This is a genomic window from Micromonospora sp. CPM1 (assembly GCF_023896895.1).
In the GTDB taxonomy this organism is placed as follows: Bacteria; Actinomycetota; Actinomycetes; order Mycobacteriales; family Micromonosporaceae; genus Micromonospora; species Micromonospora tulbaghiae.
Genome location: NZ_JAMHIU010000007.1, coordinates 146,603 through 159,223, shown reverse-complemented (window position 1 = coordinate 159,223; position 12,621 = coordinate 146,603). Strand labels below are relative to the sequence as shown.

11 protein-coding genes are annotated in these 12,621 nt (G+C 71.5%); 9 read left to right on the top strand and 2 right to left on the bottom strand.

The annotated features are described in order from the left end of the window. Positions 1-6: 6 nt before the first annotated feature. On the bottom strand, positions 7-1,032 hold the full coding sequence (locus tag M8C11_RS11040) for a LacI family DNA-binding transcriptional regulator (RefSeq protein WP_120571310.1): 1,026 nt from the start codon (positions 1,030-1,032) through the stop codon (positions 7-9). Between the two features lie 349 nt (positions 1,033-1,381). On the opposite strand from M8C11_RS11040, the gene M8C11_RS11035 reads away from it, so the two are divergent. The 6 genes from M8C11_RS11035 to M8C11_RS11010 all read left to right on the top strand — a co-directional run bounded on the left by M8C11_RS11035 (position 1,382) and on the right by M8C11_RS11010 (position 9,154). Further along, on the top strand, positions 1,382-2,665 hold the full coding sequence (locus M8C11_RS11035) for an ABC transporter substrate-binding protein (RefSeq protein WP_252449465.1): 1,284 nt from the start codon (positions 1,382-1,384) through the stop codon (positions 2,663-2,665). 70 nt (positions 2,666-2,735) lie between these two features. Continuing rightward, complete coding sequence (locus M8C11_RS11030) at positions 2,736-3,749, top strand: carbohydrate ABC transporter permease (RefSeq protein WP_252449464.1); 1,014 nt, start codon at positions 2,736-2,738, stop codon at positions 3,747-3,749. Next, positions 3,746-4,606, top strand: a complete 861-nt coding sequence (locus tag M8C11_RS11025; RefSeq protein ID WP_120571307.1) for a carbohydrate ABC transporter permease — start codon at positions 3,746-3,748, stop codon at positions 4,604-4,606. Before M8C11_RS11030 ends, M8C11_RS11025 begins: the two co-directional genes overlap by 4 nt. Then, entirely contained in the window at positions 4,603-7,050 is a 2,448-nt protein-coding gene (locus M8C11_RS11020; RefSeq protein WP_252449463.1) for a glycoside hydrolase family 2 protein, read from the top strand. The genes M8C11_RS11025 and M8C11_RS11020 overlap by 4 nt, the downstream gene beginning before the upstream one ends. A 77-nt stretch (positions 7,051-7,127) precedes the next feature. After that, on the top strand, positions 7,128-7,466 hold the full coding sequence (locus M8C11_RS11015) for a helix-turn-helix transcriptional regulator (RefSeq protein ID WP_091419334.1): 339 nt from the start codon (positions 7,128-7,130) through the stop codon (positions 7,464-7,466). Next, a complete protein-coding gene (locus M8C11_RS11010) occupies positions 7,463-9,154 on the top strand; it encodes a SulP family inorganic anion transporter (protein WP_252449462.1) in 1,692 nt (563 codons plus the stop codon). The genes M8C11_RS11015 and M8C11_RS11010 overlap by 4 nt, the downstream gene beginning before the upstream one ends. On the opposite strand, the gene M8C11_RS11005 is transcribed toward M8C11_RS11010, so the two are convergent. Beyond that, complete coding sequence (locus tag M8C11_RS11005; protein ID WP_252449461.1) at positions 9,151-9,825, bottom strand: DUF4386 domain-containing protein; 675 nt, start codon at positions 9,823-9,825, stop codon at positions 9,151-9,153. The two genes, M8C11_RS11010 and M8C11_RS11005, sit on opposite strands and share 4 nt — an antisense overlap. Positions 9,826-9,912: 87 nt before the next feature. Between M8C11_RS11005 and M8C11_RS11000 the strand changes: the two genes are divergently transcribed. From M8C11_RS11000 to M8C11_RS10990, 3 genes are all read left to right on the top strand, one after another. After that, positions 9,913-10,617 (top strand): TetR/AcrR family transcriptional regulator C-terminal domain-containing protein, encoded by a 705-nt coding sequence (locus M8C11_RS11000; protein ID WP_252449460.1) that lies wholly within the window; start codon positions 9,913-9,915, stop codon positions 10,615-10,617. A gap of 225 nt (positions 10,618-10,842) precedes the next feature. Then, positions 10,843-12,237 carry a stress response protein gene (locus M8C11_RS10995; RefSeq protein WP_252449459.1) on the top strand — a complete coding sequence of 465 codons (1,395 nt, stop codon included), beginning with the start codon at positions 10,843-10,845 and terminating at the stop codon, positions 12,235-12,237. A 157-nt stretch (positions 12,238-12,394) separates the two neighbouring features. Then, positions 12,395-12,568 (top strand): hypothetical protein, encoded by a 174-nt coding sequence (locus M8C11_RS10990; RefSeq protein WP_252449458.1) that lies wholly within the window; start codon positions 12,395-12,397, stop codon positions 12,566-12,568. The last annotated feature ends 53 nt before the right edge of the window (positions 12,569-12,621 follow it).

The window sequence follows — 12,621 nt, the reverse complement described above, 5'->3', positions numbered from 1 at the left end:
ACCGGTTCAGCGGGCCGTCGTACGAGGTGGGGCGGTGCTGCCGCGCGGCGTCAGGTGCGCCGTCTCGTCCTGCACGACGGCGGCCGGTTCGCCGGCGATCACGGCCAGGAGCTGCCGGGCGGCGTGCGCGCCGTACGCCGGGATGTCCCGGCCCAGCGCGGTCAGCGGCGGGTGCACCAGCCGGCAGAGCGGTGAGTCGTCCCAGGCCACGATGGACAGGTCGCCGGGCACGGTCAGGCCCATCTCCTGGGCCACCGAGAGCCCGGCGATCGCCATCACGTCGTTGTCGTAGATCACCGCGGTCGGTCGCCCGGCGGAGCTGAGCAGCCGGCGGGTGGCCCGCGCGCCCTCCTCGCCGGTGTAGTCGGACCAGACGGTCGCCGCCTCGTCCAGCCCGAGCCGCGCGCACACGCCGGTGAACGCCTCGGTGCGGATCTCGGTGTGCAGCAGCGAGGGCAGTCCGCCGACCCGGGCGATGCGCCGATGGCCGAGCGCGACCAGGTACTCCACTGTCTCGACCAGGGCCGCCGCGTCGTCGGACCAGACGCTCGCCAGGCCGCCGGTGTGCCCGGGGCCGCCGATCACCACCGCCGGCAGTTGCAGCTCCTCCAGCGCCGGCACGCGCCGGTCGTCGGTGCGCAGGTCGCACACGAGCACGCCGTCCACCCGGCGTTCCGCCCACCACCGCCGGTAGACCGCGATCTCGGCCTCCTGGTCGCTGACCACCTGGAGCGTCAGCGCGTACGAGCGGGCCGACAGCTCGGCCTCGACGCCGCTGATCAGCTCCATGAAGAACGGCTCGATGCCGAGTATCCGGGCGGGGCGGCACAGCGCCAGCCCGACCGCCTTGGCGGTGGCGCCGGACAGCGCGCGGGCGGCGCTGCTCGGACGGAACCCGATCTCGGCCGCGATGGCGAGGATGCGCCGGCGGGTCGCCTCGGAGACGCCGGGCTGCCCGTTCAGCGCGTACGACACCGCGCCCTTGGAGACCCCGGCGCGCCGGGCGACGTCGGCGATGGTCGGCCGCTTCACCGGAGCGTTCCTCCACTGTGTCCGGCCCTCGCGGGCGCTTCCGGTCGCCGGATCACCGGCGTCTGGTGACGCTACTGCACGCGTCGCCGGGCCCGGGTGCAGCCGGCGGTGCCGATGGACCGGAGTCGGCCGCAGGCGCTTGTTCGGTTCAGCTTAGATCCTCGACTCGCCGACGAGCGTCACCAGCGCCCCGGATCTCGGTCGTGAGCGGCGGCGAGGTTACCGGGCGGGTGCATCGGTAGCCGACCGTTGACAGTCATGAATGGGGACCGTACGGTGGCGTCACTTATCCGGTTCAGTCAACGTCTCTCGATATTCGGGAGCGTTCCCATTCGGCGCGGAGGATGAGATGAGACGGTCCTGGACGCACCTGGCGCGCGTGGCCGCCGTCGGTGCCGTCAGCCTGGTCATGGTCGCCGCCTGCAGCGGCAGGAGCACCACCGGCGGCTCGGACTCGGCCGGTGGTCAGGTCACGCTGAAAATCAACTTCTGGGGCGACTTCGGCCTCCAGGACCTGAAGGCCAAGTACGAGGCCGAGCACCCGAACGTCAAGATCCAGCTCAACTCCGGTGAGTACAACGCCCAGCACGAGGACCTGCAGAAGAAGCTGGTCGCGGGCAACGGGGCACCGGACATCGCGGCGATCGACGAGGGCTTCATGGTCCAGTTCCGCAGCCAGTCCGACAAGTTCGTCAACCTGCTCGACAAGGGCGCCGGCTCGTACGAGAGCAAGTACCTGCCCTGGAAGTGGAAGCAGTCGCTGTCGGCCGACGGCAAGACACAGATCGGCCTCGGCACCGACGTCGGCGGCCTGGCCATGTGCTACCGCACCGACCTGTTCAAGGCCGCCGGCCTGCCCACCGAACGCGACCAGGTATCAGCGCTCTGGCCCACCTGGGACAGGTTCATCGAGGTCGGCCAGCAGTACACCGCCACGACGAAGAAGAAGTTCATCGACGCCGGCACCAACCTGTTCAACCCGATCCTCGGCCAGCAGCCGGTCGGCTTCTACGACGAACAGGACCAGCTCCGGATGGAGCAGGGCCCGAAGGTCGCGTTCGACTACACGGTCAAGGCCGTCGGCGCCGGGCTGTCGGCCAACCTGGTCAGCTTCCAGGCCGACTGGGACAAGGGCTTCACCAGCGGCGCGTTCGCGGTGCTCGCCTGCCCGGCCTGGATGCTCGGCCACATCAAGGACACCGCGCCCGGCACCGAGGGCAAGTGGGACATCGCCGCGGTACCGGGTGGCGGCGGCAACTGGGGCGGCTCGTTCCTGACGCTGCCCAAGCAGGGCAGGAACGTCGACGAGGCGTACAAGCTGCTGACCTGGCTGGTCGCGCCGGAGCAGCAGATCGAGATCTTCAAGAAGGTCGGCAACCTGCCGTCACAGCCGGCGCTCTACGCCGACCCGGCCATCGCCGACTTCAAGAACCCGTTCTTCAACGACGCCCCGGTCGGCCAGATCTTCCCGAAGATGGCGCAGGGCCTCACCCCGCAGTACCTGGGCCGCAAGAACGGCCCGACCCGGGTGGCGGTGGAGAACGTGATCCGGCGGGTGGAGAACAAGTCGCTCAAGTCCGACGCCGCCTGGTCCGAGGCGGTCAAGGAGGCCGAGAAGGCCGCCAAGTCCTGACGTGTCAGCGGTGGCGGGGCGGCCCGGTCCGCCCCGTCGCCGTCCGATCTCCCGGCCCTGGAGTGAACCGATGTCCAGCACCCGTGCCGCGCCCGCGCCGCCCGACCGCCCACCCGCGCGCAGGCGCGGCCGTACCGGGGCAGCCGACCGGCGGATGACCTGGCGCGACCGGCTGTACCGCTTCGACATGCGGTACATGCCGTACCTGATGATCGCGCCGTTCTTCCTGCTCTTCGTGGTGTTCGGGCTGTTCCCGCTGCTGTTCAACGCGGTCGTGTCGCTGCGCAACTACCGCCTCGACGACCCGACGCTGCCGTACTGGGCGGGCGTGGAGAACTTCAGCCGCCTGGTCGCCGACGAGGACTTCTGGAACGCCCTTTACAACACGTTCGGCATCTTCCTGCTCTCCACGGTTCCGCAACTGCTGCTCGCGCTGCTCGTCGCGTCGCTGCTCAACCGCAAGCTGCGGGCGCAGACGTGGTGGCGGGTGGGTGTGCTGCTGCCGTACGTGACACCGATCGTGGCCTCGACGATGGTGTTCAGCGTCTTCTTCTCCCGCGACTTCGGCATGGCGAACTGGGCGCTGGGCCTGCTCGGCATCGGCGGCGCGGACGACCCGATCGACTGGCGGGCGGACAAGCTGCACGCCTGGATCGCCATCGCCACGATGGTCAACTGGAAGTGGATCGGCTACAACGCGCTGCTCTACCTGGCCGCCATGCAGTCCATCCCGCGCGACGTCTACGAGGCCGCGGCGATCGACGGCGCCGGGCAGTGGAAGCAGCTCTGGCGGATCACCGTGCCGATGATCCAGCCGGTGGTCCTGTTCACAGTCATCCTGTCCACCATCGGCGGGTTGCAGCTGTTCACCGAGCCGATGCTGTTCGACCCGAATGCGCAGGCCGCGACCGGCGGGCCGGACGGCGAGTGGCAGACCATCGCCCAGCTCATCTACAAGGTGGGCTGGAAGGACCTCAACCTCGGGTACGCCGCCGCCATGTCCTGGGCGCTGTTCCTGATCATCCTGATCGTGGCCGGCGTCAACTACCTGCTGACCAACCGACTCTCCGGAGGCCGCCGGTGACGACGCGACGCGTGGTGGCCCGGGCGCCACAGGACACCCCGGCCGGGCTCTGGACCTACCTGCTCCTCGCGGTGAGCATGCTGTTCGCCGCGTTCCCGCTCTACTGGATGTTCGTCATCGCCACCAGCGACGACGAGGCGCTGGCGAAGCTGCCGCCGGCGGTGATCCCCGGCGACCGCTTCCTCACCAACGTCGACGAGGTCTTCTCCCTCCAGGACGTCTACTTCGCCGCGTCGCTGGTCAACAGCGTCATCGTCTCCGCCGTGGTGACCGCCTCGGTGCTGTTCTTCTGCTCGCTGGCCGGGTTCGCCTTCGCCAAGCTGCGTTTCACCGGCAGCCGCGTGCTGATGCTGTTCGTGGTGCTCACGCTCACCGTCCCCAACCAGCTCGGCATCGTGGCGCTCTACATCGTGATGGGCAAGCTCGGCTGGAACGGCACGCTGCTCGCGGTCATCGCGCCCGGCCTGGTCACCGCGTTCGGCGTGTTCTACATGCGGCAGTTCATCGTGAACACCGTCCCGGACGAGCTGATCGAGTCGGCCCGGGTCGACGGCGCCACGACCATGCGGGTGTACGCGACGATCGTGCTCCCCGCGATCCGTCCGGCCCTGGCGGTGCTCGGCCTGCTCACGTTCGTGGCCACCTGGAACGACTTCCAGTGGCCGCTGATCACGCTCAGCGGCACCGACTACCCGACGTCGATGGTGGCGATCTCGGACCTGGCCAGCGGCAACTACGTGATCTACCGGCGGGTGCTCGCGGGCGCGTTCATCGCCACCGTCCCCCTACTGGTCATGCTGTTCATCGGTGGACGTCAGATCGTCCGCGGAATCATGGAAGGCGCGGTGAAGTCGTGAGCCGTCGAACGCTGCTGCACGAGGGATGGACGCTGCGGGCCGAGCCCGGCCCGGCGGTGCCGCCGGAGATCGCCGGGGCGGCGGTGCCGGCCACGGTCCCGGGTTGCGTCCACACCGACCTGCTCGCGGCCGGCCTCATCCCCGACCCGTACCTGGACGACAACGAGAACCGCCTCACCTGGATCGGCCGCACCGGCTGGGTCTACGAGACCACGTTCGCCTGGCAACCCGGTGACGAGGACCGGATCGACCTGGTCTGCGCCGGACTGGACACGGTCGCCACCGTCACGCTCAACGGCGTCGAGGTCGGCCGCACCGAGAACCAGCACCGCTCGTACCGCTTCGACGTCCGCGCGCTGCTGCGCCCGGACGGCAACACCCTCGCCGTACGCTTCGACTCCCCGTACCGGTACGCGGAGGCGCACCGGGACCGGCTCGGTGACCGGCCGAACGCGTACCCGGAGCCGTTCCACTTCATCCGCAAGACCGCCTGCAACTTCGGCTGGGACTGGGGACCGACGCTCGTCACCGCCGGCATCTGGCAGGACATCGGCCTGCACGCCTGGTCGACCGCCCGGCTCGCGTCGGTCCGGCCGCTCGTCACGGTGGTCGACGGCACCGGCCGGGTCGAGCTGCGCGCCGAGGTCGAGCGGGCCGGCGACGAGCCGCTGACCGTCCGCGCCGCCGTCGCCGGGGTCACCGCCGAGGTCGCCGTACCGGCGGGGGAGCGGACCGCCGTCGTGACGCTCACCGTCGCCGACCCCGCGCTGTGGTGGCCGATCGGGTACGGTGATCAGCCGCGGTACGACCTCGACGTGAGCCTGCACGGCGCCGGCGGCCGGGAGCTGGACGCCGCGTCCCGCCGGATCGGGTTCCGTTCGGTCCGGCTGGACACCACGCCCGACGCCCACGGCACCCCGTTCGCGCTGCACGTCAACGACGTGCCGGTGTTCGTCAAAGGCGTCAACTGGATCCCCGACGACGCGTTCCTCCACCGGGTCACGCGGGAGCGCCTGGCGCAGCGGTTCGCCCAGGCGGCCGGCGCGAACGTCAACCTGCTGCGCGTCTGGGGCGGCGGCCGGTACGAGTCGGACGACTTCCACGACCTGGCCGACGAGATGGGACTGCTGGTGCAGCAGGACTTCCTGTTCGCCTGCGCGGCGTACCCCGAGGAGGAGCCGTTCCGCACCGAGGTCGAGGCGGAGGCGCGCGAGCAGGTGACGCGCCTCGCCGGGCACCCCTCGCTGGTGCTCTGGACCGGCAACAATGAGAACATCTGGGGCTGGCACGACTGGGACTGGCAGGAACCCCTGGCCGGGCGCACCTGGGGACGCGGCTACTACCTGGAGCTGCTGCCGGAGATCGTCGGCGAACTGGACCCGACGGTCCCGTACTGGCCGGGTAGCCCCTGGTCCGGCAGCGAGGACGTCCACCCCAACGACCCGGCGCACGGCACCACGCACATCTGGGACGTGTGGAACACCGACGACTACACCCGCTACCGGGACTACGTGCCCCGCTTCGTGGCCGAGTTCGGCTACCAGGCGCCGCCCGCGTACGCGACGCTGCGCCGGGCCCTCTCCGACGAACCGCTGGCGCACGACTCGCCGGGCATGGCGCACCACCAGAAGGCGGCCGACGGGGACCGCAAGCTCCGGCGCGGGCTCGACGCGCACCTGCCGCCGCCCGCCGACTTCGACGACTGGCACTACCTCACCCAGCTCAACCAGGCCCGCGCCATCCAGCTCGGCGTGGAGCACTTCCGCTCGTACCGGCCGGTCTGCGCGGGCACCGTCGTGTGGCAACTCAACGACTGCTGGCCGGTCACGTCCTGGTCGGCGATCGACGGCGACGGGCGCCGCAAACCCCTGTGGTACGCGCTGCGCCGCGCCTACGCCGACCGGCTGCTCACCGTGCAGCCGCGTGACGGCGGGCTGGCGCTGGTGGCGGTGAACGACACCGCCGACGCGTGGAGCGGGCCGGCCACCGTCACCCGGCTGACAGTCACCGGGGAGCCGAGGGCGAAGACCTCGGTCGACCTCGACGTCCCGGCGTACTCCTCGGTCGTGGTGGTGCTGCCGGCGGAGCTGGCGCGGCCGGACGACGGCCGCGCGGAACTGCTGGTCGCGGACGCCGGGGACGCCGCGGAGCGCGCGCTGTGGTTCTTCGCCGAGGACCGCGACGTGCGGTGGCCGGCGGCGCAGTGGGACGCGGCCGTCGAACCGGCCGACGGCGGCCGGCGCGTCCGGGTGACCGCCCGGACGGTGCTGCGCGACCTGACGCTGTTCCCGGACCGCCTCGATCCGGCCGCGCAGGTGGACCGGGCGCTGGTGACGCTGCTGCCGGGGGAGAGCGCGACGTTCACCGTGCGCGCGCCCGGCCCGCTCGACGCCGACGCGCTCACCCGCCGCCCGGTGCTGCGCTGCGTCAACGACCTGCTCTGAGGCGCTCACCCCCATCTCCGTCGATTTGAAGATTTCTGCAAGTGCTAAAGTCTTCAGAGTCGTCGGAGGGGTGAGTCGTGTCGGTGCCGCTGTACCAGGCCAAGGCGGAGCTGTTCCGCACCCTCGGGCACCCGGTCCGCATCCGGGTGCTCGAACTGCTCCAGGACGGGCCGTTGCCGGTCCGCGACCTGCTCGCCGCCATCGACGTGGAGGCGTCGAACCTCTCCCAGCAGCTCGCCGTGCTGCGTCGCGCCGGCATGGTCACCTCGTACCGGGACGGCCCGCTGGTGATGTACGCGCTCAGCACCCCCGACGTGGCCGACCTGCTCGCCGCCGGGCGGCGCATCCTCGGCGCGGTCCTCACCGACCGGGACGCGCTGCTGGACGAACTGCGGGCCTCCGGGACGGACCGGTGAGCGGGGCGGCCCTTCGCGCCGGTGACCTCGTACGGCAGGCGGGCCGGCTGTTCGGCGGGCTGCTGCCCGGCCGGGCCGACTGGGCGGCAGTGCGCCGCTCGCCCCGGCGCGACCTGCTCGCCGGGCTCACCGTCGCCGTGGTGGCGCTGCCGCTGGCGCTGGCCTTCGGCGTCACCTCCGGGCTCGGCGCGCAGGCCGGTCTGGTCACCGCCGTCGTCGCCGGAGCGGTCGCGGCGGTCTTCGGCGGCTCCAACCTCCAGGTCTCCGGTCCCACCGGGGCCATGACAGTCGTGCTGGTGCCGGTGGTGCAGCAGTTCGGCGCCGGTGGCGTGCTGATGGTCGGCGCGCTGGCCGGGCTGATCCTGATCGGGCTCGCCCTGGCCCGCCTCGGCCGGTACGTCCGCTACCTGCCGGCCCCGGTGATCGAGGGCTTCACCGCCGGCATCGCCGTGGTCATCGCGCTGCAACAGGTGCCCGCCGCGCTCGGCGTCGCCGGGGCGCACGGGGAGAAGGTGTGGGCGGTGGCCGCCGACGCGGTCGCCCGGTTCGCCGCCCAGCCCCGGCCCGCGGCGATCGCCGTGGCGCTCGGCGTGGCGGCGCTGATGCTGCTCGGCGGCCGGTGGCGGCCCGCCGTGCCGTTCTCCCTGGTCGGAGTGGCCGCCGCGACGATCCTCGCCGAGCTGGCCCCGATCGACCTGGCCCGGATCGGCGAGCTGCCGCAGGGGCTGCCCGCGCCGTCGCTCGACTTCGTGGACCTCGGCGCGCTGGGCGTCCTGCTGCCGAGCGCCCTGGCCGTGGCCGCGCTCGCCGCCCTGGAGAGCCTGCTCTCCGCGACGGTGGCCGACGGCATGACAGTCGGCGAGCGGCACGACCCGGACCGGGAACTGTTCGGCCAGGGCCTGGCCAACCTCGCCTCCCCGGTGTTCGGCGGCATCCCGGCGACCGCCGCCATCGCCCGTACCGCTGTCAACGTCCGCGCCGGTGCGTCCTCCAAGCTGGCCGCGCTCACCCACGCGGTGGCCCTCGCCGCGATCGTGCTCGCCGCCGCCCCGCTCGTCGGCCGCATCCCGCTCGCCGCCCTGGCCGGCGTGCTGCTCGCCACCACGGTCCGGATGGTGGAGGCGGCCTCCCTGCTCGCGCTGATGCGGGCCACCCGGGCCGACGCGGTGGTGCTCGTGCTGACGTTCGCCGTCACTGTGATCTGGGACCTGGTCACCGCAGTGGTCGTCGGGCTCGCCGTCGCCGTGGTCCTGGCGCTGCGCGCGGTGGCCCGCAGCGCCAAGCTGGAACAGGTGCCGCTGGACACCGGCGAGCACAGCGACGAGGAGCACGCGCTGCTCGCCGAGCACATCGTCGCGTACCGGCTGGACGGGCCGCTGTTCTTCGCCGCCGCGCACACGTTCCTGCTGGAGCTGGCCGAGGTGGCCGACGTGCGGGTGGTGATCCTGCGGATGTCCCGCGTCTCCACCATCGACGCGACGGGCGCCCAGGTGCTCGGCGACGCCGTCGCCCGGCTGCGCGGCCGGGGGATCACGGTGCTGATCTCCGGCATCACCCCGGGGCACGACCAGGTGCTCAGCACGCTCGGCGTCGCCGACGAGCTGCGCCGCGAGGGCCTGGTGTTCGCGGACACCCCGGCCGCCATCCGGTACGCCAGAGGCGTCGCCCTCGCCGCGAGCCCGGCCTAGGCTCCGGCCTCTTCGAGCACCCGCCTGCGCACGCCGAAGACGATCAGGTAGCCGAGGATCCACACCTCGCCCACCGTGGCGGGCACCACCAGCAGGTCACCGGCGACGCCGGCGCCGGGGGCGAGGTACGCGACGAACGTCATGAGCACGTAGCCGGCACCGCCGGCGACGAGGACCCAGCCCAGCGGCCGGGGCAGCCAGCCCGACCGGAGCACGCACCAGCCCATCGGCACCAGCCAGAGGCCGAAGAAGAGGCCGCCCACCTCCCACAGGTTCCCGCTGACCAGGTAGAGCAACTGGACGGTGCCGGCGTCGCCCGGCCCGCCGGTCGCGGCCTGCAGAGCCGTCGCGAGGACGGCGGCGCTGCCGAGGATCGCGACGGCGTTGACCAGCCCGAAGGCGGCGATGCTGCCCGCGGCGGTGCCGTCGACGGTACGGAACAGCCGGTAGAACCAGACGGCGGTGAGGGTCTGGGTGAGGACGACCAGCAGTTCGAGCGCGATGCCGGCGCGTGCCAGCGACTCGTGGGCCACCAGGTTGGCGAGCGTCGTGCCCGCGTCGTCGGCGTCGAAGATCATCGGCCGGACGGTGAGGAACCCCAGCGCGCCGGTGACGGCGAGCCCGAGGTAGAACAGCCCGGTCACGCGGGCGGTACGGATCAGCTGGTGCATGGCGGCTCCTCGGGGGTGGGTCGACGTGCCGTGGCGGGGGTCGCCTTACGTCGTAAGGCCAACCATACGTTGTAAGGTCAAGGGAAGATGGGAAGCCGGATGGGAGCGAGGAAACCTCGGGAGCCGCTGAGCCGCGAGCGAGCCCTGGCCAGCGCGATCGCCCTGGTCGACGCCGAGGGGATGGCCGCGCTCACGATGCGCCGGCTCGCCGCCGAACTCGGCGTCGAGGCCATGTCGCTCTACCACCACCTGCCCGGCAAGGCCGGACTGCTCGACGGCCTCGTGGACGCCGTCGCCGCGGAGATCACCTCAGCCGCCGAGCAGGCCGAGGCGGACGCGCCCGGCGCCGACTGGCGAACCCGGCTGCGGCTGCGCTTCCTCGCCGCGCGTGCCGTCATGCTGCGGCACCCGTGGGCCCCGGCGCTGCTCAGCTCCCGCCCGACCGTCCCCGCCGGGGTGTACGCCTACTACGACGGCATCCTCGCCACGCTCGTCGACGGCGGCTTCTCGTACCGGATCGCCCACCGGGCGCTGCACGCCTTCGGCAGCCTGGCGCTCGGCTTCGCGCAGGAGGTGTTCCGCCCGGACGCGGGCGGGGAGTCGGACGCGGACGCGGCGGAGGCCGAGATGGTGGCGCTGGCCGAACGGCTGCCGCACCTGGCCGCGATGGTCGCCGCCGAGACGCACGACGCGGCGGATCCGACGCTCGGGTGGTGCGACAGTCAGACCGAGTTCGAGTTCACCCTCGACCTGCTCTTCGACGGCCTGGAACGACATCGGCCGCGCGCCTGAGTCCGTCGGTGGAACGCCATTCGCAGTCAGGTATCGGACTGATAAGCCGACCAGAGCCGAATTGATGACACCGGCTATCCGTCCGGCAGTCGGTTTCGACCGGGACGGATCGCTCGACATCCGACTGGTCAACTCTTTCCGTTCGTACGCGCCAGTTGTCGCGCCGCTTTCCGGCCGGGCTCGCGAGTAACTTCTCGTACCACCGCATTCACGAGGAGTCACTTTATGTCTGAGGAAACCTGGCTCGCGGCCCGCCTGATCCCCACTTCCGGGATCAACGGCGCGGAGGAGCAGGAACGCCGGGCGACCTCCGCCCTGCTGGCGGTGATGAGCGCGGTCCGGGAGTTCGGACGTGTCCTGACCCAGTCCGTCGGCGCGCCGGCGGGAGTGGTGCAGACCTTCATCGAGGTTCCCTTCAAGCTCGGAAACCAGCAGCTATTCCCGGACGGTCTCATTCGCGTCACCAGGGGACAACGCCAGTGGACCGCACTCGTGGAGGTGAAGACCGGCAGTAACCCGCTGCGGTCCGAGCAGTTGGAGGCCTATCTGGACATCGCACGGGAGCAGGGATTCGACGCCCTCATCACGATCTCCAACGAGATCGCCCCCGTCCCGGGCCAGCACCCGACGACCGTCGACCGGCGGAAACTCCGCAAGGTCGCCCTGTACCACCTGCCATGGACGGAGATCCTCACCCAGGCGGTGATTCAGAAGGAATACCGCGGCGTCGCAGACCCGGATCAGGCATGGGTTCTGGGCGAGTTGATCCGATACCTCGAACACCCGCGCTCGGGCGCTCTTGAGTTCAGCGACATGGGGCCGGCGTGGGTGCAGGTTCGGGATGGGGTGTCTGCCGGGACACTGCGGGCGGGCGACGGTGCGGCAGCGCAGGTCGCCGGACGCTTCGACGCCCTGATCCGTTACGCGTGCCTCCGACTCGGTCGACGGCTCGGTACCGACGTGACTCCCGCTCTGAGCCGCCGCGACCTCGCCGATCCGGCCGCGCGCACCCAGTCGCTCGCCAACCAGCTCGCCAGTGCCGGCACCCTGACCGGCAGCATCCGGATTCCGGGTGCGGTCGGCCACCTTCACGTCACCGCCGATCTGCGGGCAGGGCAGATCGTCTGCCACGTCGATGTCGACGCCCCACGCTCTGGCCGGCCGACAACCCGGGTGAACTGGCTGGTCCGTCAACTGAAGGACGCGCCGGACACGGTCCGGATCGAGGCATTCGCGATGCACGCCCGAGGCGGCGGCGCCACCGATCTCCTCCGCCAGATCCGCGCCGAGCCGACGACGCTCATCAGCGACCCCTCGCGCGAACTGCGGGCATTCCGCATCGCCCAGAGCACGGCCGCGGGAACCAAGCGTGGCAGCGGTCGGGGCGCCTTCATCGACTCCGTGCTGCACGCCATCGACGACTTCTACGAGCAGATCATCCAGAACCTCAAGCCGTGGATGCCCGCGCCGCCCCGGTTGCGTACGTCGGAGGACGTAATTCCCGTACAGCCGGTCGCCTCCAGCCTCGTCTCCACCGCCATCTCCTCGCAGGACAGCCCTGAGTTCGACACCCGGGAAACGCCCGGCACCTCTGGATCGCCGGACCGCTCCGGCGAGTGACCCCACCGTTCCGCCCGTAGTGAGGTCGGTCGGCTGGACCCCTACCCGGCCGGGCCTGGTCGACGACCTGGAAGACGGTCCGCCTCTGACGGACAGGCGCGGTCGACGGGCTGCGGCCGGGCGGGTTCGGGCGGCGCCCGGCGGGTACCAGGACGGCATGACTGATCCGGTTGAGCTGTCCGAACTGCACGCCGGAGGCGCCGACCCCGACGACGTCACCCCGGACGAGCCGCACGCGGACCTGGACGGAACCGACGAGAACTCACCGGCGGAGTTCGGCCTGCCGACAGACGGCACCGCCCCCGCCGAGGAGAACCCCACCCAGTCCTGACGCGCCCGCCACCGTCGTCGCCGCGCCTTGGGTGGAACGTCATGGGTGTCTAC